Here is a 26,530-nt window from a genome sequence, read left to right as displayed (position 1 = left end):
CGAGTGTGGAGGATTCGGGACGTTCAACGTCCCGAATCCTCCACACTCGACCGCCGATCACACCAGTGGGGTAGGTAAATACAGGTCCGCTAGAACGACACTTACCACTCACGAGGATGAGGTCGGGGCGGCCAGCAGGCCCCGGTCGTAAGCGATCGCGACGGCCTCGGCCCGGCGGCTCGCGCCGAGTTTCGCCATCACGCGCGAAAGATGGACACTCACCGTCTTCTCGCTGATGTACAGCTCTTCACCGACCTGCCGGTTGGTCCGGCCGAGCGCGACCCGCTCCAGCACGTCCCGTTCGCGGTCGGTGAGCGGGTCGACGACGTCCCGGCGCGGGGCGGGCTCCCCGGGAAGCTCGACACGCGCCCGGTGACCGAGTTCCCGGACGGCTTCACGCAGCGGACACGCGCCCAGTCGATCGGCCACCTCGTGCGCGGCCAGCAGCTCCGACGCGGCGAGCGCGGTGTCGCCGTCCGAAGCCAGCAAGGACTTCGCGTGCTGCAAGCGGCACATGGCCTGCTCGTACACCGCGCCGTACCCGAACGCGTCGACAGCCTTGGCCCACAACGCCGGATCGCCCGCGCCGCGCAGGCAACCGCCGAGCGCTTCCAGCCGGGCGAGCCACGCCAGTGCTTCCGGCCCCAGTGACACCGAACGCGGGATGCCGTGTTCGGCACAATGACGTCCGTGGGCGAGCAACTTCTCGCCCGCCGCCACGGCGGCCTCGGCCGTCGCCAGATCCCCGCGCACCCTGGCTTCGGCCGCCTGCGCGACAGCGGCCGCGAGGCCGTGCACGCTGATGCGGATCCCGCCGAGAACCGCGGGCTCGACCTCTTCCAGCCAGTCGATCAGCTCACTCGCCTGCCGCACCGCGCCCGCGTGGTCCCCTCGCCACGACGCGAGCTGGATGGCGGCGTCCCCCGACGCGAGCGCGATCGAGTAGTCGGCTTTCCAATGCTGCCGCAGGCTGGGCAGGATCTTGTCCGCGTCCGCGAACCGGCCGCGGGCGACGACGAACTGCGCCCAGATCCCCAGGAACCGCCCGGCGACGAGACTCGAAACGCCGCGACCCGCGCGCCCCGCGTCGTCGTCGTCCGGCCAGTCACCGCTGACGAACCGCAGCATGAGGTGCTTGGTCCGCAGCTCGATCCCGAACGAACTCCAGGTCAGCCCGGTTTCCTTGGCCCTGTCGATGCCCTTGGCGTAGTACTTCAGCGCGGAGTGGATCTCGGCCCTGTCGTCGTAGCTCAGCCCGAGGAAGTGCAGAGCCCGCAGCTCGCCGTTGAGGGCGCCGGAATCCCTGGCCTTCCGCTCGGCCTGGCGCAGCCGCTCCCGCGCCTCTTCGATGTCGCCCGCCGAATCGGCCAGCGTCCCGAGTGACACCAGCGCGGCCGCTTCGGCCCCGCCCGCGCCGACGGCCCTGGCGTCGGCGACCGCGGCCAGCGCGCACTGCAGCGCCTCTTCGTGCCTGTCGATCAGCCGCAGGATCCCGGCGCGGGTGGCGAGTACCCAGGCCCGCGCGGAACTCGCGTCGGTGTGCTCGACCAGTTCCCAGGCCTTGTCGATCGCCTCGACGACCTCGTCCAGCGTGCCTTCGACCGAAAGCAGGGCCTCCGCGTGGCGCCGCCAGACCTTCGCGGCCCGTTCGCTGCCCGTTTCCGGGCCGAGTGCCTCGGTCGCGGACCGCGAGTAAGCCACCGCCCGCTCCGGCTCTCCCGACGTGCTCGCGAAGTACGACGCCTCGTGCAGCAGCCGGAGTTCGTCGACGTCCGGCGGCCGGTCCGCCGCGGGCACGGCGTCCCAGATGGACAGTGCCTGCTCGACATGCCGCAGCGCGGACCCCGGCGCGCCCAGCTTCTCCGCCTCGTCCATCGCGCGCAACAACGCGGCCAGCGCGGTGACGAAGTCCTTGCTCTCCAGGCTGTGGTGCGCGAGCCGCGCGTCCTGACCGCGGCCTTGCGTCCTGGTGCGGATCCGCGTCGCGTAGGCGGCGTGCATGCGGACGCGCTCCCCCGGCAACAGGTCCCCGTAGACCGCTTCTTGCAGCAGCGCGTGGCGGAAGGTGTAGAAACCGTTCTCGATCACCAGGACGTGATGCTGCACCGCCTCGCGCAGTGCCTCGTCGAGTTCGAGCTCGTCCAGCCCGGAGATCTCGGCGAGCGCGGCGTGCGCCACCGAGTCCTTGGCGACCGAGACCACGCGCAGGATCCGGCGCGTGATCGGCGAAAGCTGCTCCACCCTGGCGAGCAGCACCTCGGCCAACCCTGCCGGAAGCTCGCGGCAGTCCTTCGCGGACGCGAGCAGCTCCTCGACGAAGAACGGATTGCCCTCGGACCGGGAGACGATGTCGGCGATCATGTCCTGGCCGATCGGCTCGTCGGCCAGCGCCTCGACGAACGCGCGCGCGTCCTCCGCGCCGAACGGCTTGACCTCGACGCGTTCGACCGCCCCGAGCCGCACCACCTCCGACAGCAGCGCGCGCAGCGGATGCCGCCGGTGGACGTCCTCCTCGCGATAGCTCGCCACCACCAGCAACCGCTGGGTGCGCAGCCTCGTCAGCAGGAAGGACAGCAGGTTCCGGGTGGAGCCGTCGGCCCAGTGCAGGTCCTCCAGCAGGATCACCACCGGCCGGCGCTGCGCGATGACGGTCAGCACCCCCAGTACCGCGTCGAACAGCTGGAGCTGGCCGAGGTCCTGTTCGGGCCCGAGCCGTTGCGTCGACACCTGTTCGCTCGCGGTGAGCTGACCGTCTTCGATGGCGGGGTACTCCTCCGCCTGCTGCATCTGCGGGAGCAGCCTGCCCAGCGCCGGCCGGGCCCGGACCGCGGCGGTGACCGCGGGATCGGACGTCGTCGCCAGCGGCGCGAGGGCCTCGGCGAACGGAAGATAAGGAAGACCGCCCTCATGGACGTCGATACAGCGCCCTGTCAGCACCAGGGCGCCCGCGCCGGCGGTGAACTCGCCGAGCGCGGTCAGGAGGCGGGTCTTGCCGACGCCGGCGTCACCGGAGAGCAGCACCGCGCCGGCCTCGGCCCGTTCGGCACGGGCGAAGGCGGCACGGAGCTGCCGCATCTCCTGAGTGCGGGCGACGATCGGGATACCGGAGCCAAGACGGGGCACGAGGTGCATTCTTGCCTACCGGACCGACAACTTCGCCTGGGTTTTCGCCGAGAGCTTCATCGCACTCGACCTCTACCGGGTGATCTCGCCGCTGCGGGCGGGCACCTGTCCGGCCTCGCGGCGCTGCTGGGCGGGCACCTGGACGGCGGTGCGCTGGGCGCGGATCCGCCTCCCCGCCCGGCGGGCCCTGTCGACCCATACGCTGCGACCGGCTCGCTGCAGCTCCTCGCGGCGGTACTCGACCTCGGCCAGTACACCGGTGAGAAGAGCGTCGTTCGTGTTCATCGTTTCCCCTTAGGAACTCACTGCCTTGTTGGTAGTGATGAGATTCGTCCTGAGGGGTGCCCTGAGGCATCGGGTGATCGCCTACACCCGGACGTGATTCGACCCCTTACGCCGGCCCATCCCCTGCTCGGGGGGCGTAAGGGGTCGAGTTTCAGCGTGTCTAGGCGTGAGCCGGGCCACTCGGGCGCACCGCGCCGAGCAGCCCCCGCCAAGCGTTCGGCGACAGACGGAAGGCACCACCCTCGGGGTCCTTGGAGTCCCTCAGGGCGGCACCGGAACCGGTGAAGGCGACCTCGACGCAGTCGTTGCCGCCGCCACTGTGGCTGCTCTTGAACCACCGGGCCTGGGAAAGATCATCGTTGGGCGTCATGCTCCCCACTCCTTACTCGTTTCCGGGGACTTTCTCCGGCAGGGCCGCCTGTTCGGCGAACCTCCCGGCTGCCTCGGCGATCAACTCGACCGAGTCGTCCGGTTTCAACGCGGCGGCACGGAGATGGTCGAACATCAACGCGTATCGCCGGACGTCCGGGGGTTCCTCCAGGTAGAGCCCGCTGGAGGTGCTGTCGACGTAGACCACGTCGGTGTCGGCCAGTTCGGGGAAGCCCATGATGAGGAACGGACCCTCCATCCCGGGATGGGCACCCGCGCCGAACGGCACGATCTGGACGGTCACGTTCGCCCTCGCCGCCATGGTGACCATCCGGTACAGCTGCTCCGCCATCACCTCGGCCCCGTCGACCGTGCGATGCAGGACCGCCTCGTCCATCACGGCCCAGTACTCCGGGGGCGAGGGGTCGGTCAGCAGCTCCTGCCGCGCCATCCGCGCCGCCACCCGGCGCCGGATCTCGGCCTCTTCGGCGTCGGGCCGCATCGCCCTGATCACAGCCCTGGCGTAGCGCTCTGTCTGCAGCAGGCCCGGCACGAGCAGCGCCTGGAAGGCCCGCAACGAACTCGCGTCCGCCTCCAGGCCGACGAAGGTGCCGGTGAACACCTCGTTATACGCGTGCCACCAGCCGCGTTTGCGGGCTTCCCTGGCCAGCTGGACGAGCGCTTCCTGCTCGTCTCCCGCGATGCCGTACAGCTCGAGCATGTCGCGCGCGTCGCGCGGGGTGACCCCGACGTGCCCGGTCTCGATGCGACTGACCTTCGACGCCGAGCATTCGAGTTTCTCGCTCACCTCGTCGATGGTGAGGTCGGCCGCCTCGCGCAACCGCCTCAGCTCGCTCGCCAGCCGACGGCGGCGCACGGTGGGTCCTTGACCCCTCGTCATCACGGCACCTCCACAAGCTGTCCGAGCAACACCGATCACGACGCGGCGAGGAGAACAGTGTTCAGTTACCCCGCCGAAGCACATCTAACCAGCCCGAGACACATTCGGTGAGATGGTCACACGACCATTTTCCGACACGTCCGATTTTCATCCTGCAATTTGCAGATTGCCGTTGTAGGTTGAGCATTGTGCAACGCGGTACGCCCGCCTTCATCGGCGGTGGCGGATCCGCTCGCGGCACGGGCGCGGGGCCGCGAGCTGCACCGATAGGCATTCGCGAGGATACCTGTCGAGCCGGATTCATCCCCGGTGCAGGGCCGGAGCCGTCCCCCGATCGGTTCCGGCCCTCCCTTTATCCGCGACTATTCCGCAATACTCTGGTCCCAGATGTTATTGCGTTTCACCATTCCCTCTAAAGGGTGGACAAGACGGTTCTCGGATGCGGAACGTCACCGTTCACACCACCCGAAGAAGGCCTTCCTGCACAACGGTGGCGATGTGCGTTCCGTCCGCGGCGAAGAACCGGCCGGTGGCCAGACCGCGGGCACCCGACGCCGTCGGGGACGCGCTGTCGTAGAGGAACCACTCGTCGGCCCGGAACGGGCGGTGGAACCAGAGCGCGTGGTCGAGGCTCGCGCCGATCACCTTGTCTAGATCCCAGTAGACGCCGTGGCGGGCGAGGACCGAGTCCAGGAGTGTCATGTCGGAGGCGTAGGTCAGGACGCAAACGTGCAGCAGCTGCTGATCCGGGAGCTTGCCGTCGGCCCGCATCCAGACCTGGTTGCGGGCGGGGAGCTCGCCGGATTTCCGGGTCACCCACGGCGGGTCGTTGACGTAGCGCAGGTCGATCGGGCGCGGCCGGTCGTGGTGACCGATGAAGTAGCCCTCGGCCCGCTCCTGCAATGTCGGAAGCGACTCGGGCTCCGGGACGTCCGGCATCCCCTCGGAGTGCTCGATGCCGCCCTCGTCCTTCTGGAACGACGCGGAAAGCGAGAAGATCGCCTTGCCGTGCTGGATGCCCACGACACGGCGGGTGGTGAACGAGCGGCCGTCGCGGATGCGGTCGACCTCGTAGACGATCGGGACGCTCGGGTCGCCGCCGCGGATGAAGTACGCGTGCAGCGAGTGGACCTTCCGCTCCTCGGGCACGGTGCGGCCGGCGGCGACCAGCGCCTGCCCCGCGACCTGCCCGCCGAACACCCGCACCGGCGAATGCGCCGGTGAGACGCCGCGGAAGATGTTCTCCTCGATCTTCTCCAAGTCCAGCAGGGCGACCAGCTTGTCGAGCACCGGCTGACCGCCGACGCCGCCGGTGCTGTCGAAACCGGCCGCGGCTTCCCTGGCCATCTCAGTCATGACCTGAACTTTAGGCCGTAAGGGTGCTTTGGGCCTCCGTGAGGCGGGACGTTTGTCGCGAAGGCCACCTTCGGGACGTTCTCCGGCCCGCGAAACGTCATGAGGGGTCCCCTTAGGACGAAAAACGTCTTAAGGGGACCCCTCATGACACGCGCTCAGAGACCAGCGTCAGGCGTGGTCGTCCTCGCCCAGGCGGTGCACCCGGATGAGGTTGGTCGAGCCCACGGTACCGGGCGGGGAGCCGGCGACGATGACCACCAGGTCACCTTTGGCGTACTTGCCCATTTCGAGCATCGCGTGGTCGACCTGCTGGATCATCTGGTCGGTGGAGCCCACCTTCGGCACGATCCGCGTCGTGGTGCCCCAGGTCATCGCGAGCTGGCTGCGGACGCTCTCCTCCGGGGTGAACGCCAGCAGCGGCAGCCGCGTGTGCAGCCGCGCGAGCCGCCGGACGGTGTCACCGGACTGGGTGAAGGCGACCAGGGCCTTGGCGTTCAGCCGCTCGCCGATGTCACGGGCCGCGTAGGAGATGACGCCGCGCTTGGTGCGCGGGACGTGCGACAGCGGCGGCACGACCGGCGAGTCGGTCTCGACGGCCTCGATGATCCGGCCCATGGTCTTGACCACGTCGATGGCGTAGCGGCCGACGCTGGTCTCGCCCGAGAGCATGAGGGCGTCCGCGCCGTCGAGCACCGCGTTGGCGACGTCCGAGGCCTCCGCGCGGGTCGGGCGGGAGCTGTTGATCATCGATTCGAGCATCTGCGTCGCGACGATGACCGGCTTCGCGTTCTCGCGGGCGATCTGGATGGTGCGCTTCTGCACCAGCGGGACCTGCTCCAGCGGAAGTTCGACACCCAGGTCACCGCGGGCGATCATCACCGCGTCGAAGGCCAGCACGATGGCTTCGAGGTTGTAGACCGCTTCGGGCTTCTCGATCTTCGCGACCACGGGGAGGCGGCCCTTGCCGACGCGGTCCATCACCTGGTGGACCAGGTCGATGTCGGCCGGCGAGCGGACGAACGACAGCGCGATGAAGTCCACGCCGAGTTCGAGCGCGAACTCGAGGTCTTCGATGTCCTTTTCGGACAGTGCCGGCACGGAGACGTCCATGCCCGGCAGGGACACGCCCTTGTTGTTGCTGACGGGGCCGCCTTCGGTGACCTCGCAGACGACGTCCGGGCCCTCGACCTGCTTGACCACGAGGCCGACCTTGCCGTCGTCCACGAGGAGACGGTCGCCGGGCTTCGCGTCGTCGGCGAGTCCCTTGTAGGTGGTCGAGACGCGGTCGTGCGTACCCGCGACGTCCTCGACGGTGATGCGCACGATGTCGCCGTTGTGCCACTCGACCGGGCCGCCCGCGAAGGTGCCGAGACGGATCTTCGGCCCCTGAAGGTCGGCGAGGATGCCCACCGCGCGGCCGGATTCGGCGGCGGCGGTGCGGATGAGGTCGTAGACCTGCTTGTGGTCGCTGTGCGTCCCGTGGCTGAAGTTCATCCTCGCGACGTCCATCCCGGCGTCGACGAGTTGCCGCATCTTCTCCGGCGTAGCGGTCGCGGGGCCCAGGGTACAAACGATCTTCGCGCGTCGGCTCACGTTCGCACAGCGTAGTCCCTCATCGGACGTACGTCTTTACCGATACCGAAAGTTCAAGAAAAGTGTCAGTTGACCTGGGAGATGGGCAACCGGCGAACCAAGTTCGGTGGTTATCGGCGCGGCTTCTCGCTCGGTCCGACGCGGTCCCGGACCCATTCGTTGAACACCCGCAGTTGCCGCCACGACTTCCGCACCCGGTCGAACGTGCCTCGTTCGTGCAGGACGTCGTCCGGCTCCCAGCCACGGACCGCGTACACGGAGCGGTACTTCAGCAGGTCGATGCGCGGGTGGTCTTCCGCGAACCCGCGCGGCTTCGACTTGAGCCTGTCCCCCTTGACCTCCCAGCCCGCCTTCTCCAGTTTCGCGAGGATCTTGGCCAGTTCGGTGCCGTGCACTTCGGTGTCGACGGCTCGGCGGAAGCGGGCAAGCTGATCGGACTCGAAGTGGAAGCCACCACCGCCGACGCGCAGCCCGGCCGGGCCGACCTCGACGTAGTACGCGCCACCGCCCCGGCCCTGCTCGATCACGGCGCCACAGTGGGTCTTGTACGGCGTCTTGTCCTTGGCGAACCGGACGTCGCGGTACGGGCGGAAGACCTTCCCCTCGCCGAAGCCGTCGCCGAACTCCGGGACCAGCTCCGCGAGCAGCGCCTCCATCGGCGCGCGGACGTCGGCCTTGTAGGTGGCCAGGTTCGCGTCCCAGTAGGACTTGGAGTTGTCGGCCTCGAGACCGTCGTAGAAGTCGATCGCGTACTCGCCGAAACCCTCGAAACCCATGCGGTGACGTTAATCCTCACCACCGACAAGTACATGAAGGCCCCCTTCCTGTACCTAGGCGCAAGGAAGGGGGCCTTCATGTACTGAGGAGATTACTTCGCCAGAGCGGTGATCAGCTCGCCGTCGGCCGTGTCACCGGAGAGCTCCCAGAAGAACGCGCCGCCGAGACCCTGATTCTTGGCGTAGGTGACCTTTCCACCGATGGTCGCCGGGGTGTCGTAGCTCCACCAGTCGCTGCCGCACTTGGCGTACGCGGTGCCCGCCACGGTGCCGGTGGCCGGACAGGTGGTCTTCAGGACCTTGTAATCCTGGATCCCCGGTTCGGTGCCCGCGGCCGGGCCGGTCGCGGTGCCGCCCGGGGCTTCCTGGGTGACGCCGGTCCAGCCGCGGCCGTAGAAGCCGATGCCCAGCAGCAGCTTGCTCGCCGGGACACCCTTGTTCTTCAGCTTCTGGATCGCCGCGTCGGAGTGGAAACCGGCGGTCGGGATGCCCGCGTAGTCGTTCAGCGGCGAGTGCGGGGCCGTCGGTCCCTGCGCGGCCCAGGCGCCGAAGTAGTCGTAGGTCATGACGTTGTACCAGTCGAAGTACTGCGACGCGCCGCCGTAGTCCGCGGCGTCGATCTTGCCGCCGTCGGTGCCGTCCGCGGTGATCGCGGCGGTGACCAGCTTCGAGCCGAACTTCGCCCGCAGGGCCTGCGCGAGGTCCTTGATCGCGGCCGCGCCACTGGTGTCGCAGGAGAGCCCGCAGGCGTTCGGGTACTCCCAGTCGATGTCGATACCGTCGAAGACCCCGGCCCAGCGCGGGTCGTTGACCAGGTTGTAGCAGGACTCGGCGAACTTGGCGGGGTTCTTCGCCGCCTCGCCGAAGCCGCCGGACCAGGTCCAGCCACCGAAGGACCACAGCACCTTGAGGTTCGGGTACTTGGCCTTGAGCTTCTTCAGCTGGTTGAAGTTCCCGCGCAGCGCGCCGTTGTCCCAGCTGTCGGCCACCCCGTCGACACTGCCCGCGGCGTCGTAGAACTTGCTGGTCGCCGCCTCGGCGTCACCGAGGGCGCAGCCGCCGCCGGTCACGTTGCCGAACGAGTAGTTGATGTGGGTCAACTTGCTCGCCGAACCCGAAGTGTCGATGTTCTTCACGTGATAATTCCGCTGGTAGACGCCCCATTCGGCGAAGTACCCGAGGACCTTGCCGACCGAGGCGTCCGTCGCCTCGGGAGCGGCGGTCGCCTGCTGCGCCGGCGCGGCGACGGCCAGCGCGCCCAGCGCGACGGCCGCGGCACCCACGATCGCGGTGATCCTGCTCAGACGGGGCATGCGTTCTCCCTTCGACGTCACCATCGGTGACGAAAGGACTGCGGCGGGACACGCACAAGCTAAGTGGACTAGACCACTCCGTCAATGGTTCAGACCAAGACTTTCGGATGGACATTTTCGAACATTCCTTGACGGAAATATGCCACACAAGGCACATTTCCCGGATGATGCAGACTTTCGAGATCCTCGCCGAGCCGCGGCGGAGGACCATCCTCGACCTCCTGCGCGACGGCGAACGGTCGGTCAACGAGCTGGTCGAGGTCCTCGAATTGAGCCAACCGGCCGTATCGAAACACCTGCGTGTCCTACGCGAGGCGGGTCTGGTCACCGTCCGCGTCGCGGCCCAGCGCCGGTGCTACCGGCTCCGCCCGGAACCGCTCGCGGAGGTCGACGCATGGCTCGCGCCGTACCGCCGGTTCTGGGAGGGCCGGATCGACGCACTCGAACGACACCTGGACGACGACAGTCAGTGAATAGGTAACGGCTCGAACGTGATGCCGCGTTCGGCCGCGCGCCGTGTCCCCCAGTCGTAGAGCGCTTCGAGTGCGGGGCGTAACCGGTCGCCGTCCTCGGTGAGCCGGTATTCGACATGCGGCACCCGGCCCTCCCGGCTCTCGCGGAGCACGAGGCCGTCCGCCTCCAGTTCACGCAGGTGCTGGATCAGCATCTTCTCGCTGACGTCCGGCATCCGCCGCCGCAGTTCGCCGTACCGGTGCACGCCTTCCTTCAGATGCGCCAGGATCACCGGCTTCCACTTGCCGCCGATCACGTCGACGGCGAGTTCGACCGCGCAGTGGTACCGCTTCATGACCACTCCCGTTGGCACGCACCGAAAAGTAAGCGGTTGTCCCGCGCGATCCGAGGTGGTTGCCTTGCCGGACCTGGAGAACAGTGCCGCTGGGAGGACATTACGTGACCGAGACGCCGACGTTGTACGAATGGGCGGGCGGGCTGGACGCCCTGCGGCGGCTGACCGCTGTCTTCTACGGCCACGTGCTCAAGGATCCGTTGCTGGAGCCGGTCTTCCGGAACATGGATCCCGGCCACCCCGAGCACGTCGCGATCTGGCTCGCCGAAGTGTTCGGCGGCCCGGAAACCTACAGCGGCGAGCACGGCGGGCACCGGCACATGGTCGGGCGGCACCTCGGCCGGGCCATCACCGAGGAACAGCGCCGCCGCTGGGTGAACCTGCTCTTCGACGCCGCCGACGAGGCCGGGCTCCCGGCCGATCCCGAGTTCCGCTCCGCGTTCGCCGCGTACGTCGAATGGGGCAGCCGGCTCGCGGTGATGTTCTCGCGGCCCGGCCGCGAGGTCACCGTCGAAGAGCCGATGCCGAAGTGGGACTGGGGCAACCGCCCGCCCTGGCAGCCGCCCGCCGGCTGAGGCGCCATAGTGGGGCGGTCGTGAAAGGAGGCCGCCGTGATCCGGGTGGACGGCCGGACCCTGCGCTGCGCGGACGTCGTGACCGCCGCGAGCACCGAGGGACCGCTGAGCATTGACGTCTCGATCGCCGCGCTGCGCGGCGCGGAAAGCGCGTGGAAGCTCGCCGAGGAACTGAGCACGCGCCGGATCGTCTACGGCCGCACCACCGGCGTCGGCGCCAACAAGGAGGACCCGGTCGGCGAGGGCGAGTCGCCGGATCACGGGCTGCGGCTGCTGCGCAGTCACGCCGGTGGCAGCGGCGACGTCATGTCCCCCGGCCAGACCAGGGCGATGATGCTGATCCGGCTCAACCAGCTGCTGGCCGGGCGCGCCGGGCTCAGCCCCGAGCTGATCGGGGCGCTGGCCACCGCGGTGCGGACCGGGGCGCTGCCGCTAGTGCACCGGCTCGGCGCGATCGGCACCGGTGACCTCGCGCCGCTCGCCGAGACCGCGCTCGCCCTCACCGGCGAGCGGCCGTGGCTTTCGGGCAGCGTGCCGCCGGTGCCGGTGCCGGTGCAGGCGGGTGACGCGCTCGCGTTCATGAGCAGCAACGCCGCGACGCTGGCCGAGGCGACCCTCGCGGCGATGCGGCTCGACACCTTGACGAGGGCGAGTCACGTCGTCGCGGCGCTGACGTACATCGCGCTCGACGGGAACCCGGAGGCATACGCGACTCCGGTGCACGAAGCGCGTCCGCACGCCGGGCAGGTCGCGTGCGCGGCGGAGATGCGGCGGCTGCTCGGGATGGAGGGCACGCCCAAACCGGGCAGGCGCATCCAGGACCCGTTCGGGTTGCGGGCGTTCCCGCAGGTGCAGGGGCCCGCGCTGGACGCGATCCACTACCTGCGCGACGTCCTCGCGGTGGAGATCAACGCCAGTACCGAGAATCCGATGATCTCGACGGCGCATCAGGACGCCTACCACCACGCGCACTTCCACACGGCATACGTCTCGACCGCGCTCGACCAGGTGCGCGCGACCGTCCATCAGGTCGCCGAGCTGTCGGTGGCGCGGCTGGGTGACCTGGTGGAGCCGGAGTTCACCGGGCTGCGGCCGTTCCTCGCGGCCGGGCCGTCGGGCAGTTCGGGCGTGATGATCCTGGAGTACGTCGCGCACGACGCGCTCACCGAACTGCGGCAGGCCGCGCTCCCGGCGACTCTCGGCACCGCCGTCGTCTCACGGGGGATCGAGGACCACGCGAGCTTCTCCACGCAGGCCGCGCGGGCGGCGACCGCGGCCGGGGCGGCGTACCAGCAGGTGCTGGCGTGCGAACTGGTCGCGGCCGTCCGGGCGCTGCGGATGCGGAAGGCCGAGCTCGTCGCGCTGCCCGCGCGGGACGCCTACGAGACCGCCGCGGCCGTGCTCGACCCGAGCGTCGAGGACCGGCCGCTCACCGAGGACATCGCGCGGGCCGTGTCGCTTCTGGACACCCTCGCGCTCGTCTGACCCCTCGCGTTTCGTCCTCTGGATGCGGTGGTGGCGACGCGAACCACCGCATTCAGAGGACAAAGTGCGGGGGAGGATGTCGAGAACGGCGAAGCGGCGGCGTCCCCGGGCCGGAAGCACCACAGCGAGGAGACCACAGCATGAGCATCAAGCGGATGGACCACGTCGGCGTCATCGTCAGCGACCTCACGGCCGCCATCGAGTTCTTCGTCGAGCTCGGCTTCGAATCGGAGGGCCGGATGACGATGGAAAGCGAGCTGGCGGACCGCATCACCGCGGTCGACAAGGCCAAATCGGAGATCGCGATGGTGAGCGTCCCCGGCGGTGGCGGGCGGCTCGAACTCATCCAGTACCTCACCCCCGAGGCCCACCCCGGCGACTCGCGCGCTCCGGCCAACACGCGCGGCCTGCGCCACCTCGCCTTCGAGGTCGACGACCTCCACGCCACCCTCGACCGCGTGCGCCCGCACGGCGCGACGCTCGTGGGCGAGATCGTGGACTTCGAGGGCAGCTACCTGCTCTGCTACCTCCGCGGTCCCGACGGGATCATCATCGAGCTGGCCGAAAAGCTCGGCTAGCAGCAGCAACCCCGGCGGGCCAGCGACCGTAGCCGGGTGGCCGAAGCGGGCACGGTCCGGTTCGCGGCGGTCTCGACGGCGTCGAGCATCCCGCGCCGCGCCGTCTTGTCGAGGACGCGGCCGCGGGTGATCACCAGGTCGATCTTCGACACGTTGCGGATGTCGGCGGCCGGGTTCGCGTCCAGCAGCACGAGGTCCGCCTCCTTCCCCGCCGCGATCGTGCCCGACGTCGCCTCCCGGCCGAGGAACTTCGCCGCGTCGCCGGTGACCGTCTTCAGCGCGTGCACCGGCGAAAGCCCCGCCTCGACCAGGAAGGCGAGCTCCTCGTGCAGCCCGCTGCCGGGGAAGGTGTACGGGTTGAGGCAGTCGGTGCCACCGATGAGCCCGACGCCCGCTTGGTGCGCGACCCCGACCAGCCGCAGCGTCTCCTGGTAGTACCGCTCCTGCACGACGATCTCCGCTGGGGTCTTCGGCGCGAACCGCTCGATGCCCACGGCCCAGCTCTTCCGGATGTCGGCGGGCAGGTACTTCAGCCGCGCATCCTGCTTGTGGGTCTCGGCGGGCTGCGTGACGACCCGGTTGATCGTGAGTGTCGGTGAATGCCAGGTGCCGTTGCGCCGCAGCCTGCCGAAATAGGCTCGCGCGGCACCGGGGCTGTAGGTGGAGACCGACTCGAACTCCAGCTGCCGCGCCAGGTTGAAGAAGGCACGGGGCGCCGCCGGGTCGTAGGGCGTCGCCTTCAGCCTGGCGAGGATCTCGTCGCGCCGGGACGAGCAGTGGATGGAAACGCCGAAGAAGTGCTCGAAACTGTGCTGGCCGAGGTCGCTCGTCTCGAAATGGGACAGCTTGTACGGCCAATGCCCGGAGAACCGCAGTCCCAGGTCGCGGCTCTCGTCCGCGACCGCGCGCACCTCGTCGGGGCCGAGGTAGGAGTAGATCTTGACGAACTCGGCGCCCGCGGCCTTCTCCGCGCGGACGGCAGCGCGTGCCTCGGCCGCCGTCGACACCTGGAGCACCGGCGGTTCCAGGAGGGTGACCGGTCCGTCCACGATCCCGCTGCCCAGCACGACGCGCGGGCCGAGCAGCTCACCGCGCTCGATCTTGTCCCGGGTCGCGCGGTTCTCCGCGTAGCCCCACATCTCGCGGGCGCCGGTGACGCCGTACGCGAGATGCAGCGGCGGGATGATCTCTTCGAGGTCCAGGCCGTGGGTGTGCATGTCCCACAGGCCCGGGATGAGGTACTTGCCCCGGCCGTCGATCACCCGCGCGCCACCGGTTTCCGGCATCTGGCCGGAACCGCCGACCCAGGCGATCCGATCCCCGACGAGCACGACCGAGACGTCGCGCCGCGGCGCCGCGCCCGTGCCGTCGATCAGCGTGACCTGGGAGATGACGACGATCTCGCCGGTGGCCGCGGCGGCCGTACCGGGCAGCAGTCCGGCGAGCGCCACCCCGGTCCCGCTCGCGGCGAGCCATTTCAAGAACTCGCGCCTGCTCGATCCCGCACCCACCATGAGAATCCCGCCCCTTCCACCCAAGATCCCCCGGGTGGCCGATTCAACTCGCCGCGACGGCGGGGCCGCAAGGAATGGGAAGGCCCCTTACCCGAGCACAGCACAAAGTAAGGGGCCTTCTCCTGAAACACAGCTCAGCCGAAGAAGACTTCGGCCTCTTCGTACCGCTCGGCCGGGACGGTCTTCAGCTCGGCGGTCGCCTCGGAGAGCTTGACGCGGACGATGTCCGTGCCGCGCAGCGCCACCATCACGCCGAAGTCGCCGTCGGCCACCGCGTCGACCGCGTTGAGACCGAACCGGGTGGCGAGCACGCGGTCGTACGCCGTCGGCGTGCCACCTCGCTGGACGTGCCCGAGCACGACCGCGCGGGACTCCTTGCCGGTGCGGGCGGCGATCTCGTCGGCCAGCCAGGTGCCGATGCCGCCGAGCCGGACGTGCCCGAAGGCGTCCTTCTCACCGGTCAGCAGCTTCTCCTCGCCGCCTTCGGGCAGCGCGCCCTCGGCGACCACGATGATCGGCGCGAACTCCTTCTCGAAGCGACGCTCGACCCAGGAGACGACCTGGTCGACGTTGAAGTGCCGCTCCGGCACCAGGATCACGCTCGCGCCGCCGGCGAGACCGGAGTGCAGCGCGATCCAGCCCGCGTGCCGCCCCATGACCTCGACGACCAGGGCGCGGTGGTGCGATTCGGCCGTGGTGTGCAGCCTGTCGATGGCCTCGGTGGCGATCGAAACGGCCGTGTCGAAGCCGAAGGTGTAGTCGGTGGCGCCGAGGTCGTTGTCGATCGTCTTGGGCACCCCGACGACGCCGACGCCGTCGTCCGTGAGCCGCTTCGCGACCCCCAGGGTGTCCTCGCCGCCGATCGCGATCAGCGCGTCGACCTGCTGCTCGGCGAGCACGGCCTTGATCTTGTCGACGCCGCCGTCGACCTTGTACGGGTTGGTCCGCGACGACCGCAGGATCGTTCCACCGCGGGTGAGGATGTCCTCGACGTCGTTCAGGCCGAGCGGGCGGCTGTCCCCGGTGAGGGGACCGTTCCAGCCGTTGCGGAACCCGACGATGTCCCAGCCGTGCACCTCGATGCCCTTGCGCACCACACCGCGGATCACCGCGTTGAGCCCCGGGCAGTCCCCACCGCCGGTCAGCACACCGACACGCATCAGAAGCCTCCGTCTTGTGTTCCGTAGAGATGACAGTCACATGTCCCGACGCCAGGGTAGCGGCAGTTCTCTGGATCGGTGCAGGGCGGACCACCTCGGGAATCGGTACACGTGATCGATGTGCTAGCTTGGCGTCGTGCAGCGCTATTTCTGGTTTACGAAGCCGGCCCCGGGTGGGCACGGCGGCGTGAACCTGCGCTGACCAGACCACCCCGAGCCGGAATTCACACCGGCTCGGCGAGTTCCCGCGGGTCGGTATCCCTTCGAAAGGAACCAGACCCGCGATGTCTCCCTCCGCTGACACCCTGATCGCCCTCGACGGGCACCGCACGGCGGCCATCAACCCGCTGCTGTCGCCCGCGATGCTGCGGCACGAACATCCGATGACGGCGGAAACCGCCGATACCGTCCTAGCCGGGCGGGCCTCGGCCGTCGACATCCTCGACGGCCGGGACGACCGGCTCCTCGTCGTCGTCGGGCCCTGCTCGGTGCACGACGCGGACGCCGCGCTCGACTACGCCCGCCGCCTCGCCGCCAAGGCCGAAGAACACCGCCGCGACCTGCACATCGTCATGCGCGTCTACTTCGAGAAGCCGCGGACCACGCTCGGCTGGAAGGGCCTGATCAACGATCCGGGCCTCGACGGCACCTACGAGGTCAACCACGGTCTCCGGATGGCGCGCAAACTGCTGCTCGACATCTCCGCGCTCGGCCTGCCGGTCGGCTGCGAATTCCTCGACCCGATCACCCCGCAGTTCATCTCCGACACCGTGACCTGGGGTTCCATCGGCGCACGGACCGCGGCGAGCCAGGTGCACCGGCAGCTGTGCAGCGCGCTGTCGATGCCGGTGGGCATCAAGAACTCGACCGAGGGCGACGTCCAGGTGGCCGTCGACGCCACCCGCGCGGCCGGGGCGAGCCACGTGTTCGCCGGCATCACCCCCGACGGGCTCGCCGCGCTGATCACCACCGCGGGGAACGAGGACTGCCACGTGATCCTGCGCGGCAGCTCCGCCGGTCCGAACTACGACCCCGCGACGGTGGCCGACACGCTGGCGCGGCTGGCGAAGTCGGGGCTGCCGGAGCGCGTGATCATCGACGCGAGCCACGGCAACAGCGCGAAGGACCACGTGCGCCAGGCCGCGGTGGTGCGGGAACTCGCCGGGCGGATCGGTGCCGGTGAGCGGGGCATCGCGGGGCTGATGCTGGAAAGCTTCCTGGTGGCGGGGCGACAGGATCTGACGCTGGGCTCGGCCGCTTCACTGACTTACGGGCAGTCGATCACGGACGCCTGCCTGGGGTGGGACACGACCGCGGAGCTGCTGGACACCCTCGCGGAGGCTGTCGACTCGCGGCGCTGACTTCCTCCCCCGCGGGCGGCGTGTGTGTCATGAGGGGTCCCCATGGGACAGATTTCGTCCCATGGGGACCCCTCATGACACTTCGCGGGTCCTGCGGCTGGGGCCGGGGCCGGGGCCGGGGCCGGGCCTGCCACGAGTGTCATGAAAGGGTCGTTCAAGACGAAAAACGTCTTGAACGACCCTTTCATGACATCCGGACCGAGCGGCCTACCGGTGCCAGTAGGACTCGATGATCCCCCACCGCTGGAAGTTGTGCCGCGCGTCCGCCAGAGCGTCGTGCTGGTCGTCCGGGGCCGCCGGCAGCTTCGGCTTGCCCGCGTCCTCCCAGCGTTGCCGCAGGTCACGGGTGAAGCGAGGCAGCTGGCGCGGCAGCGCGGGCATCGGCCCCCACAGCTGCGCCAGCGCGACGTGGTCGTAGGCGGCGAACCAGGCCCACAGTTCGATCCCGCCGGGCGGCTTGCCGAAGAACTCGAGCAGATCCGTGCGGATCTTCTCGCGGCTGCGCCACGCCGGGTCGGCGGGCGACGGGAGTTTCGGGAGCACGTTGTCACGGACCCAGGGGCCGGCCTTGCCGGGATCGAAATCGGTCGAGACCGCGTAGAACTCGCGGCCTCTTTCGTCCACGACACCGATCGACACCAGATCGATGGTCACGCCGTCCTCAATGAATTCGGTGTCGTAGAAAAAGCGCACCGCAGAACCCTAGTGGGGCCTCAGCCGACCTTGGTGTCCGGGATACGGGCGACGTCCTGGGCGGAGGGCTGCGCGGGCACCTTCGGGCGGAGTCCCGCCTCGTCGGCGGCGAGCAGTTCCTTCGCCTTGGCGGCGTAGATGTCGACGTACTCCTGGCCGGAAAGCTCCATGAGCGCGTACATGATCTCGTCGGTGATGGACCGCTCGATGAAGCGGTCACCGGCGAGACCCTCGTAGCGCGAGAAGTCGAGCGGCTTGCCGAAGCGGATCTCGAGACGGCGCGGCCACCACATCTTCGAGCCGATCGGGTTGACCTTGTCCGTGCCGACCATGGCGACCGGGACCACGAGCCCGCCGGACTCGAGCGCGATCCGCGCGACGCCGGTCTTGCCCTTGTACAGGCGGCCGTCCGGGGAGCGGGTGCCCTCGGGGTAGATGCCGAGGAGGTGCCCCTCGCGGACCAGCCGGGTCGCCGTGTCGAGCGCGGCCTGCGCCGCGTTGCCGCCGGAGCGATCGATCGGGATCTGGCCGACACCGCTGAAGAACCACTTCTTCAGCCGGCCCTTGATGCCCTTCTCGGTGAAGTACTCCGACTTGGCCGGGAAGGTCACCTTGCGCTTGACCCGCAGCGGCATGAAGAAGGAGTCCGCCACCGCGAGGTGGTTGCCCGCGAGGATCACGCCACCGTCGTCGGGGATGTTCTCCGCACCGACCACCTTGGTGGGCCACAGCGCCTTGAGCAGTGGCCCGATAAACACGTGTTTCATGAGCCAGTACAGCACTGCGAAAACTCCTCCTAGCAGCTCAACCCCTGTGCCCGATGGTCAAGACTACGAACCGCGCACCCCCGGCACAACGAAGTCCACCCGGTTACCCGCACCCAGCGACGGATCTCACACCCGATCCGGCCCGATTCCGGCAGTGGCCGGGGGCCCACAAGCCGCTCCGGTCGTGCGAACATAGTAGACCTACCCAGCTCTCACGGAAGGCGATCGCATGGCCGTCCTCGCCGGCGCGGAACCGTTCGCTCATACCGGTTCGACCGAAGCAGGGTTCCTGCTGTGCCACGGGTTCACCGGTACCCCCGCGAGTATGCGGCCCTGGGGCGACCACCTGGCCGAGGCCGGATACACCGTGCGCTGCCCGCTGCTGCCCGGACACGGGACCCGATGGCAGGACATGAACCGGACAGGCTGGGAAGACTGGTACGGCACGGTCCGCGAGGAGCTGCTGGCGCTCTTCTCGACCTGTGACTCGGTCTTCGTCGCCGGGATGTCGATGGGCGGGACGCTGACCCTGCGGCTCGCCGAGGAATTCGGCGACCGGATCGCCGGGATCGTCCTGGTGAACCCGTCGGTCCTGACGCTGCGGTGGGACGCCAAACTGCTGCCCGTGCTGTCGCGGATCCTGCCGTCGGTGCCGGGCGTGGCCAACGACATCGCGAAGCCGGGTGAGAAGGAGCTGGCTTACTCGCGCACGCCCGTGCGCGCGGCGGCGAGCCTCGCGAAGCTGTGGAAACTCACCCGCGCGGACCTGCCCAAGGTGACCCAGCCCGTGCTCCTGCTGCACTCGGCCGTCGACCACATCGTGGAGCCGGTCAACTCGCAGGTGATCCTCGACGGGATCGGCAGCGAAGACGTCACGGAGGTGGTGCTGGAGAACAGTTTCCACGTCGCCACCCAAGACCACGACGCAGGCCTGATCTTCACGCGTACGGTGGACTTCGCCCGGTCCGTGCGCCGGGCGGGACAGGTGGACGCCGGATGAACAGAGGCAAGGACGGGCCGGAGGACGTCGACGCGACGTTCGCCGAGATCGTGGCCGACCTCCGTGCGGAGGGCGTCGGGCTGTTCCCCGAAGAGGACCTGGAGAGACCGGCCGGGAAATCCGCGGAAAAGGCGGAGAAGGCTGAGACTTCTTCGGAGAAGGCACCCCGCCCCGAGGCGACGGAACCAGAACCCGAACCGGGCTGGCGAGGCGGCGGCACCAGCTGGGACAAGACCGTCTTCGAGGGCGACCCGGGGTCGAGCGACGACGAGGGCCACTTCGTGCCGCCCGAGCCGCCTCCCCTGCCGCGTCCGCGCAAGGGTGCGTTCGTCGTCCTGCTGTTCTTCTTGCTGGGACTGCTGCTCCTGATCGCGCCCACCCTGATCGGCATGGGCACGCGGCTCGGCACGCCGCTCGGCATCCTCGCCCTCGCGACCGCGATAGCGCTGCTCCTGCTGCGGGTGCGCCAGGGGCCGCCGCCCGGTGCGGACCCGCACAACGGCGCACAGGTCTGAGCTGCCGGACAATTCCGACCATGAAGATCGACTTCACTCCCTCGCGCCGGTCGACGGTCGGCGCGGAATGGGAACTCGCCCTCGTCGACCGGCGGACCGGTGAACTCTCGTCCGTCGCGGAGCAGGTGCTCGACGCCGTCCGTCCCGACGGCGAGGAGGAGCACCCGAAGATCAAGCAGGAGCTGCTGCTCAACACCATCGAGGTGATCAGCGGGATCTGCGACACGATCGCCGAGGTCAAGGCCGATCTGAACACCTCGCTCGACGTCGTCCACTCGGTGCTCGACCCGCTGGGCGTGGAGCTGTTCTCGGCCGGGTCGCATCCGTTCTCGACGTGGTACCAGCAGAAGGTCACCGACAAGGAGCGGTACGCCAAGCTCATCGACCGGACCCAGTGGTGGGGACGGCAGATGCTGATCTACGGCGTCCACGTGCACGTCGGGCTCGACCACCGCGACAAGGCCCTGCCGATCCTTGACGCGCTGCTCAACTACGCGCCGCATCTACAAGCGCTTTCGGCGTCGTCGCCGTACTGGGGCGCGGAGGACACCGGGTACGCGTCGAACCGCGCGCTGATGTTCCAGCAGCTGCCCACGGCGGGATTGCCGTTCCAGTTCCGGAAGTGGGAGGAGCTGGAGAGCTACGTCGACGACATGTTCACCACGGGCGTGATCGACCACTTCTCCGAGATCCGCTGGGACGTCCGGCCCGCCCCGCATTTCGGGACGATCGAGATGCGCGTCTGCGACGGGCTGCCGACGCTGGAGGAGGTCGGCGCGATCTCCGCGCTGACCCAATGCCTGGTCGACGACTTCAGCGCCCGCCTCGACGACGGCGAGATCCTGCCGACGCTGCCGCCGTGGCACGTCCAGGAGAACAAGTGGCGGGCGGCGCGCTACGGCGTCGACGCGATCGTCATCCTCGACGCCGCGGGCAACGAGCGGCTGGTCACCGATGACACCTACGACCTGCTGAACCGGCTCGAACCGGTGGCCCGGCGGCTGGACTGCGCCGACGAGCTGCGGTCGGTGGAGACGATCCTGCAATACGGGCCCAGCTACCTGCGGCAGCGCGCGGTGGCGAAGCAGTACAACGGCAGCCTGCGCGCCGTCGTCGCTTCGCTCATCTCGGAGATGCGAGAGGGCACGATCCCGCGCTCCTAGCCCTCGCGTTTAGTCCTCTGAATGCGGTAGTTCGGCGTCGAATTACCGCATCGAGAGGACTAAACGCGGTCGAGGTGGCCCAAGAGGGTGCCGGGGCCGAAGGCGGAAGCGCCCGCGGCCTCGACGCGGGAACGCAGTTCGCGGTCGGCCGTCACCACGACGACGTGGTCGTCCGGGCCGGCCTCGCGAGCGGACCGGGCGACGGCGACGATTTGGGAGTCCCCGTCCGTCTCGGCCTCGACGACCTCGACGCCGGGCACCGTTTCGACTCCGCGCGCCTTGCCTTCGACGACCAGCACGATCTTCGGCCACCACGACCATTCGTCGCCGCCGGGGAGCGCCGGATCGGCGAGCCCGGTCTCCGCCAGGATCGCGAGCTTGTCCCGCAGCCGTTCCGCGGCGCCGCGCCGATCGCGCCACCAGCCGTCCGGCCGCGAACCGACGACGTTCGCGCCGTCGACCACCAGTACCAGCCTGCGATCCAAGTGTTCCCTCAATCCCGGCCACGCCACCGCGAAATCCCGGTGCAACCGGAAGTCCGCGACCTCTCCCGCGCGGACCCAGCGCAGCTCGGCGCTCTCCGCGTTCTTCACCCTGGCCGCGAGCGTGCCGATCGGCGCGGCCAGGATCGTCGTGTAGCGCCAGTTCCCGTGGTCGACGTGCGACGCCGACAGCGGCCGGACCCGGGCGGGCGGGATGTCGGCCTCCTCGTGCGCCTCGCGGGTGGCGGCCTCTCGTGCGCTCTCCCCCGCCTCGACGGCGCCTCCGGGCAACGCCCAGGTGCGTCCATGATGGACCCACCACGCCCGGCGTTGCAGCAGGACACCGCGCGCGGGATCGGACAGCAGCAACCCGGCGGCGCCGTTCAAGCCCCAGTGAAGGTGCCCGAAGTCGCACTTCACGAAGCCGTTGCCGTCTTCCCGGGTCACGCTTTCAGCCTGTCACACCGACCTCGGCTCCGGGCGCCTTCGCCGCGTCGACGGCGAGTGCCGCGGCGCCCACGATGGCGGAATCGTCGCCGTGGTGCGCGGCCCGGATCCGGGCCAGCGGACGGTGCCCGGCACCGGTGATCTTGCCCGCGTAGCGTTCCCGCGCCTCGTCGAGGAACAGCGGGGCCGATTCGGACACGCCGCCGCCGATCACGATGATCTCGGGGTCGAAGACGTCGGCGACCAGCGCCAGGCCCTCGGCCAGCCATTTCGCGAGTTCGGTCATCGCGCGCTGGGCGATCGGGTCGCCGTCGCGGGCCGCGCCCGCCACCCGGCGCCCGGTCACCGAACCCGGGTCTCCCCTGGTCTCGCGAGCCAGCACGGTCGAGCGGCCGGGATGCCGCGCGAGCAGCTCCACCGCGGTCGCGGCCAGCGCCGTCCCGCTGCAGTACCGCTCCCAGCAGCCGTACTTCCCGCACGGACAGGGCCGTCCGCCGGGGACGACGGTCAGATGCCCGAGTTCCGGCGCGACCCCGTGCGCGCCCCGGTAGATCTTGCCGTCGAGCAGCAGACCCGCGCCGATCCCGGTGCCGAGCGCGATCAGCGCGGCGACATGGGCGCCGCGGGCGGCCCCGAACCGGTACTCGCCGACCGCGGCCGCGTTCACGTCGTGTTCCAGGGTCACCGGCAGGCCGACGCGCTTTTCGATGCGTTCGGCGACCGGCGCGGCACGCCAGGACAGATGCGGCGCGAACATCACCGTCCGCCGGTCCTTGGCGACGAAACCTGCGACAGCCAGCCCGACACCGGAGACGTCGTGCCGGTTGCGGAGGTCTTCGACGACCCCGGCGATTGCGTCTTCGAGCGCGTCCTCCTCGCCAGGCGTTCCGACCCTGGCGGTGTCCATCAGCGAGCCGTGCTCGTCCACCACGCCGGCGCGCACACTCGTGCCCCCGACGTCCACCCCTATCGTCAGCAACTCAGTTCTCCCGGTCCGGTTGCCAGGCGTCGCGCCTGGTCACCGTGATGTGCTGGACCCGCGAAGCTCCCACCGGCGCATCTTCCCGCGCGGGCTCCTTCCGCGCAGGCTGGAACCCCGGCATGTGCACCCCGCCCTCGGGCTCCCAGCGATCGGCCAGCACCGCCCGCAGCAACGCGACGAGCTGCGCGGCCTGCTCCATCAGCCGGGCCACGAACTCGGGCCGTTCCCCGCGGAAGACCCCGACGATCGCGCAGAGCGGGCACCAGCCGCCGTCGGTGTCATGTTCCGAACAGCCGTGCCCGGCGGAGATCAGGCCCTCCAGCCACGGCGCGGCGTGCTCGACGACCAATTCGACCAGCAGCCTGATCTCTTCGGCCAGCTTCAGGCCGTCGGACGGCGTGTGTCCACTGTTCTCGCTCACCCGGGTCCCCGGTTCCCGGCCAGGCTCACGACCAGGCCGTGCGCGTCGGATTCCGCACCGGTGATCCGGCACGGGCGCAACATCTCCGGCAGCGCGATGAGCCGCCGGAAACCGTCCACGGTGACGGCGAGATCATCGTCCACTCTGGCGAGGTCCACTTCGGAATCCCGGTGCAACGGCACGGCGATCCGCAGTTGATAGCCGTTGTCCGATTCGGACACCTGCAAGAGCGGGGTGACACCTTTTTCGGTTCCGGCCAAGGGATCCAGCCCTCGGTAGAGCTCGTACGCGATTTCCTGCAACGCCTCCAGGCCCACGGGCTCCACGGCGCGGTGCTCGACGGGCTTCACCTGATCGGGCCCGAATCCCGCGTCGCCGAGTTCGGCGAGGACGGCGTTCTGCTGGGTGCGCCTGGTCCGCATCCACGAGGCCGCGGCGCCGCGCCAGAACCCGGGCGCGGGCATCAGCCGGTTGACGATCAGGCCGTCGACCAGGATTCCGCGCAGGGCCAGGGAACTGAGCGTGCGGCGGGCTTCCGCGACGACGACACGTTCCGGCGTCAGGACGAGCCGCACGGTGGTGGTGGCCGGATCGGTCAGCAGGGTGCGCAGCGACTCCAGATGCGCGCCGAGCCGCCGTACCGCGGCCGCCGTCCGCCGGGCGCCCGGTTTGAACATCCTCGACAGGTAGCCCGAGACGGCTTCGGGCAAAGCCAGCAGGCGCAGGGTTTCCGCGGTCGGCCCGCAGTCGACGACGACCGTCTCCCAGGGACCGTGCTCGGCGAGCCGCTGGACCTCGGTGAGGGCGAGGAGTTCGTCGACGCCGGGCACCACGGTGAGTTCTTCGGCGTCGAGCGAGTCGAGGCCCGCGCCCGCGAGCGCGGACTGCAGTTCGTGCCGGAGTTCGCGCCAGGTGCTGTCGACGAGGCCGCGGGTGTCGATCTGGACGGCGTGGAGAAGCGTGTCTACTTCGGACGGTTCGGCGCCGAGCGCGCGGCCGAAGGCGTCACCGAGGGAATGCGCCGGGTCGGTCGAGACGACCAGTGTCTTCCTGCCCCGCCCGGCCAGGGCCGCGGCGGTCGCCGCGGCCAGCGTGGTCTTGCCGACACCCCCTTTGCCGGTGAACAGCAGGATCCGCATGCCTACCCTTCGACTCAGGATGCCTCAGCGCGCTTCTTGAGCTCCTTGAGCGCGGTGTCCATGACCATCTTCTCGGCCTTGCGGCGCAGCAGCCCGATCATCGGCAGCGCCAGCTCGACGGACAGCGTATACGTCACCTTCGTGCGGCCGCCGCCCAGCGCTTCGAGGGCGTAACGACCGTTCTGGGCCTTCTGCATCTGCCCCTTGACCAGGTGCCAGCTGACTCCCCGGCCGTCGGCGTCCCAGTCGTACTCGAGGGTGTAGACGTCCTTGATCGGCCCGGCGTCGAGGGTGAGTTTCACCTGCTTGGCGCGGCCGTCGCCGTCCTCGCCGAGCACTTCGGTCTCCCGGACGGCCTTGGCCCATTCCGGGTACGCGGGAAAGTCGGCGATGACGGCCATGACCCGCTCGGGCTCGGCGTCGACCTCGATGGATTGCGTGGACTGCTCGGCCATGCCCCGAACTCTAGCCGGGCCCGCGTGTCACCAGCGAAGCACGTACGGCTGTGCCGTCTCTTTGAAGTGACCGACGTTACGGCATTCGGTCCTGCCGACCCTCGTCCGCGCGGACAGCGGCTGGTGGACGTGCCCGAAGACCGACCAGCGCGGCCGCTGTTCGCGGATGAGGTCCACCAGCGCCGCCGACCCGATCTCGGACCGCCGCGCGACCACGTCGTAGGTCAGTTCCGGGATGGCGGGCGGGATGTGGGTGCACAGGACGTCGACGTCCTCCAGCGTGCCGACCGCGGCGTCGTACTCCTCGCGGGTGCGCAGGTACGGGCGCCAGAAGCCGTTGCGGCGCGGGACCACGTTCGGCGGGAGCAGCGCGCCGCCGATGAACCCGAAGCGCAGCCCGCCGAACTCGGCCACGCCGCCGTCGAGGACGGAAATGCCGTCGCCGGCGAACTCGGGCCACAGCGAGGGGTCGTCGACGTTGCCGGGGGTCGCGAACGTCGGCGCGGTGAGGGCACCGAACAGGACGGCGTACTGGTCGTGGATGGCCTCGCCGACGGCCGCGGCGGGATCGGCCAAAGTGGCCCACAACGATCGCGAGAAGGCAACGGTCTCATCACGAGTGCCTTCACGCCGCAGCCGCGCGAACTCGCCGACCTTCTCGGCGCCGAACAGCGCGCCCATGATGCCCTTGTCGTGCTCGCGGTAGTCGACGAAGTCCAGCAGGTCGCCCAGCACGATCAGCGCGTCGGCGCCGTCGCCCGCGCGTTTGAGCGCGTCGGCGTTTCCGTGCACGTCCGACACCACGTGAACCCGCATGCCCACCCCTACTCGCTCCGGGGACCGACCCCGGGTTCGCGCCCGTCCTCCAGGACTTCCTTGAGCCCGAGCGCGATCGCCTTGGCGGCACGGGCGCGGCGGTCGAACTCCCGCCGCAGGTCCCGGGCCTGGAGCGCACGCGGCTCCCCGTCCGGACCGGCGGGAGTGGCACGCAGGAAGTAATGCAGCAGAGTGCCGTCGAGCACCGGCTCGAGCCAGACCTCCATGGTACCGATCAAGGCGCCGCGCACGGTCCAGCGCAATCCTTCGTCGCCGCGGTCGGTGTAGACCTCGAGAACGAGGTCCGGCCAGTAACGTGACCAAGATCGTGGATCGGCGAAAGCGGCGGCCACGGTGGAGGGCGGGACCACGAGGAAGGTCTCGTCGACGATGTCGAGAGCTGGCGGCGCCTGGTTCACAAGCGGCAGAATGTCATGCCCTCGGTATGGCCGA

The 26,530-nt window shown here is 69.5% G+C and carries 28 protein-coding genes; 8 read left to right on the top strand and 20 right to left on the bottom strand.

The window, feature by feature from the left end:
• Positions 1–108: 108 nt before the first annotated feature.
• The 8 genes from CFP71_RS33980 to CFP71_RS33945 form a co-directional block, all read right to left on the bottom strand.
• Positions 109–3,132: a helix-turn-helix transcriptional regulator gene (locus CFP71_RS33980; RefSeq protein WP_093938037.1), complete on the bottom strand. Its 3,024-nt coding sequence runs from the start codon at positions 3,130–3,132 to the stop codon at positions 109–111.
• Between the two features lie 63 nt (positions 3,133–3,195).
• Positions 3,196–3,408, bottom strand: a complete 213-nt coding sequence (locus CFP71_RS33975; RefSeq protein ID WP_005166088.1) for a hypothetical protein — start codon at positions 3,406–3,408, stop codon at positions 3,196–3,198.
• A 160-nt stretch (positions 3,409–3,568) separates the two neighbouring features.
• The gene (locus CFP71_RS33970) at positions 3,569–3,778 is read right to left on the bottom strand and encodes a DUF397 domain-containing protein (RefSeq protein WP_093938036.1); all 210 of its coding nucleotides are present in this window, start codon (positions 3,776–3,778) and stop codon (positions 3,569–3,571) included.
• 12 nt (positions 3,779–3,790) lie between these two features.
• Entirely contained in the window at positions 3,791–4,678 is an 888-nt protein-coding gene (locus CFP71_RS33965) for a helix-turn-helix domain-containing protein (RefSeq protein ID WP_093938035.1), read from the bottom strand.
• Between the two features lie 456 nt (positions 4,679–5,134).
• Positions 5,135–6,034 (bottom strand): acyl-CoA thioesterase, encoded by a 900-nt coding sequence (locus CFP71_RS33960; protein ID WP_093938034.1) that lies wholly within the window; start codon positions 6,032–6,034, stop codon positions 5,135–5,137.
• Positions 6,035–6,202: 168 nt separating this feature from the next.
• On the bottom strand, positions 6,203–7,627 hold the full coding sequence (gene pyk / locus CFP71_RS33955; RefSeq protein WP_007033718.1) for a pyruvate kinase: 1,425 nt from the start codon (positions 7,625–7,627) through the stop codon (positions 6,203–6,205).
• A gap of 110 nt (positions 7,628–7,737) precedes the next feature.
• On the bottom strand, positions 7,738–8,403 hold the full coding sequence (locus CFP71_RS33950) for a DUF2461 domain-containing protein (RefSeq protein ID WP_093938033.1): 666 nt from the start codon (positions 8,401–8,403) through the stop codon (positions 7,738–7,740).
• Between the two features lie 92 nt (positions 8,404–8,495).
• On the bottom strand, positions 8,496–9,716 hold the full coding sequence (locus CFP71_RS33945) for a glycoside hydrolase family 18 protein (RefSeq protein WP_093938032.1): 1,221 nt from the start codon (positions 9,714–9,716) through the stop codon (positions 8,496–8,498).
• Between the two features lie 164 nt (positions 9,717–9,880).
• On the opposite strand from CFP71_RS33945, the gene CFP71_RS33940 reads away from it, so the two are divergent.
• Positions 9,881–10,189: an ArsR/SmtB family transcription factor gene (locus tag CFP71_RS33940; RefSeq protein WP_005164545.1), complete on the top strand. Its 309-nt coding sequence runs from the start codon at positions 9,881–9,883 to the stop codon at positions 10,187–10,189.
• Here the strand turns inward: CFP71_RS33940 and CFP71_RS33935 are convergent.
• Positions 10,183–10,524, bottom strand: a complete 342-nt coding sequence (locus CFP71_RS33935) for a winged helix-turn-helix transcriptional regulator (protein ID WP_093938042.1) — start codon at positions 10,522–10,524, stop codon at positions 10,183–10,185. The genes CFP71_RS33940 and CFP71_RS33935 overlap by 7 nt on opposite strands.
• A gap of 104 nt (positions 10,525–10,628) precedes the next feature.
• Between CFP71_RS33935 and CFP71_RS33930 the strand changes: the two genes are divergently transcribed.
• The 3 genes from CFP71_RS33930 (at position 10,629) to CFP71_RS33920 (ending at position 13,162) form a co-directional block, all read left to right on the top strand.
• A complete protein-coding gene (locus CFP71_RS33930; protein ID WP_093938031.1) occupies positions 10,629–11,099 on the top strand; it encodes a group II truncated hemoglobin in 471 nt (156 codons plus the stop codon).
• A 36-nt stretch (positions 11,100–11,135) separates the two neighbouring features.
• Positions 11,136–12,584 carry an aromatic amino acid ammonia-lyase gene (locus CFP71_RS33925; protein WP_093938030.1) on the top strand — a complete coding sequence of 483 codons (1,449 nt, stop codon included), beginning with the start codon at positions 11,136–11,138 and terminating at the stop codon, positions 12,582–12,584.
• Positions 12,585–12,724: 140 nt separating this feature from the next.
• The gene (locus CFP71_RS33920; protein ID WP_093938029.1) at positions 12,725–13,162 is read left to right on the top strand and encodes a VOC family protein; all 438 of its coding nucleotides are present in this window, start codon (positions 12,725–12,727) and stop codon (positions 13,160–13,162) included.
• Here CFP71_RS33920 and CFP71_RS33915 read toward each other — a convergent pair.
• Together CFP71_RS33915 and CFP71_RS33910 are read right to left on the bottom strand one after the other, a co-directional pair.
• Entirely contained in the window at positions 13,159–14,676 is a 1,518-nt protein-coding gene (locus tag CFP71_RS33915) for an amidohydrolase family protein (RefSeq protein ID WP_093938028.1), read from the bottom strand. The genes CFP71_RS33920 and CFP71_RS33915 overlap by 4 nt on opposite strands.
• 134 nt (positions 14,677–14,810) lie before the next feature.
• Entirely contained in the window at positions 14,811–15,836 is a 1,026-nt protein-coding gene (locus CFP71_RS33910) for a 6-phosphofructokinase (protein ID WP_005164556.1), read from the bottom strand.
• Between the two features lie 284 nt (positions 15,837–16,120).
• Here CFP71_RS33910 and CFP71_RS33905 point away from each other — a divergent pair, with 284 nt between their 5' ends.
• Positions 16,121–17,197: a 3-deoxy-7-phosphoheptulonate synthase gene (locus CFP71_RS33905; protein WP_093938027.1), complete on the top strand. Its 1,077-nt coding sequence runs from the start codon at positions 16,121–16,123 to the stop codon at positions 17,195–17,197.
• 207 nt (positions 17,198–17,404) lie between these two features.
• Here the strand turns inward: CFP71_RS33905 and CFP71_RS33900 are convergent, their stop codons facing one another.
• Both CFP71_RS33900 and CFP71_RS33895 read right to left on the bottom strand, forming a co-directional pair.
• Positions 17,405–17,890 (bottom strand): polyadenylate-specific 3'-exoribonuclease AS, encoded by a 486-nt coding sequence (locus CFP71_RS33900; RefSeq protein WP_093938026.1) that lies wholly within the window; start codon positions 17,888–17,890, stop codon positions 17,405–17,407.
• A 20-nt stretch (positions 17,891–17,910) separates the two neighbouring features.
• Positions 17,911–18,672 (bottom strand): lysophospholipid acyltransferase family protein, encoded by a 762-nt coding sequence (locus CFP71_RS33895; protein ID WP_093938025.1) that lies wholly within the window; start codon positions 18,670–18,672, stop codon positions 17,911–17,913.
• A 214-nt stretch (positions 18,673–18,886) separates the two neighbouring features.
• Between CFP71_RS33895 and CFP71_RS33890 the strand changes: the two genes are divergently transcribed.
• Genes CFP71_RS33890 through CFP71_RS33880 form a run of 3 tightly spaced genes read left to right on the top strand, consistent with a single transcriptional unit; the run spans position 18,887 to position 21,335 of the window.
• Entirely contained in the window at positions 18,887–19,657 is a 771-nt protein-coding gene (locus CFP71_RS33890) for an alpha/beta hydrolase (RefSeq protein WP_093938024.1), read from the top strand.
• A complete protein-coding gene (locus tag CFP71_RS33885; RefSeq protein ID WP_093938023.1) occupies positions 19,654–20,172 on the top strand; it encodes a hypothetical protein in 519 nt (172 codons plus the stop codon). The genes CFP71_RS33890 and CFP71_RS33885 overlap by 4 nt, the downstream gene beginning before the upstream one ends.
• A 20-nt stretch (positions 20,173–20,192) precedes the next feature.
• On the top strand, positions 20,193–21,335 hold the full coding sequence (locus CFP71_RS33880) for a glutamate--cysteine ligase (RefSeq protein ID WP_093938022.1): 1,143 nt from the start codon (positions 20,193–20,195) through the stop codon (positions 21,333–21,335).
• Between the two features lie 59 nt (positions 21,336–21,394).
• On the opposite strand, the gene CFP71_RS33875 is transcribed toward CFP71_RS33880, so the two are convergent.
• Genes CFP71_RS33875 through CFP71_RS33845 form a run of 7 tightly spaced genes read right to left on the bottom strand, consistent with a single transcriptional unit; the run spans position 21,395 to position 26,496 of the window.
• Positions 21,395–22,264, bottom strand: a complete 870-nt coding sequence (locus tag CFP71_RS33875; RefSeq protein WP_093938021.1) for an NUDIX domain-containing protein — start codon at positions 22,262–22,264, stop codon at positions 21,395–21,397.
• 4 nt (positions 22,265–22,268) lie between these two features.
• A complete protein-coding gene (locus tag CFP71_RS33870; protein WP_093938020.1) occupies positions 22,269–23,228 on the bottom strand; it encodes an ROK family protein in 960 nt (319 codons plus the stop codon).
• Positions 23,229–23,244: 16 nt separating this feature from the next.
• Positions 23,245–23,667, bottom strand: a complete 423-nt coding sequence (locus tag CFP71_RS33865) for a hypothetical protein (RefSeq protein WP_093938019.1) — start codon at positions 23,665–23,667, stop codon at positions 23,245–23,247.
• The gene (locus CFP71_RS33860) at positions 23,664–24,806 is read right to left on the bottom strand and encodes an ArsA family ATPase (protein ID WP_093938018.1); all 1,143 of its coding nucleotides are present in this window, start codon (positions 24,804–24,806) and stop codon (positions 23,664–23,666) included. Before CFP71_RS33860 ends, CFP71_RS33865 begins: the two co-directional genes overlap by 4 nt.
• 14 nt (positions 24,807–24,820) lie before the next feature.
• Complete coding sequence (locus tag CFP71_RS33855; RefSeq protein ID WP_093938017.1) at positions 24,821–25,261, bottom strand: SRPBCC family protein; 441 nt, start codon at positions 25,259–25,261, stop codon at positions 24,821–24,823.
• Between the two features lie 27 nt (positions 25,262–25,288).
• Positions 25,289–26,077: a metallophosphoesterase family protein gene (locus tag CFP71_RS33850; protein WP_093938041.1), complete on the bottom strand. Its 789-nt coding sequence runs from the start codon at positions 26,075–26,077 to the stop codon at positions 25,289–25,291.
• Between the two features lie 8 nt (positions 26,078–26,085).
• Positions 26,086–26,496: a polyketide cyclase / dehydrase and lipid transport gene (locus CFP71_RS33845; RefSeq protein ID WP_167406370.1), complete on the bottom strand. Its 411-nt coding sequence runs from the start codon at positions 26,494–26,496 to the stop codon at positions 26,086–26,088.
• Between the last annotated feature and the right edge of the window lie 34 nt (positions 26,497–26,530).

Source organism: Amycolatopsis thailandensis (assembly GCF_002234405.1).
Taxonomy (GTDB): domain Bacteria; phylum Actinomycetota; class Actinomycetes; order Mycobacteriales; family Pseudonocardiaceae; genus Amycolatopsis; species Amycolatopsis thailandensis.
Note: the sequence above shows the minus strand (reverse complement) of the source record. Positions and strands in the feature narration are given on the sequence as shown.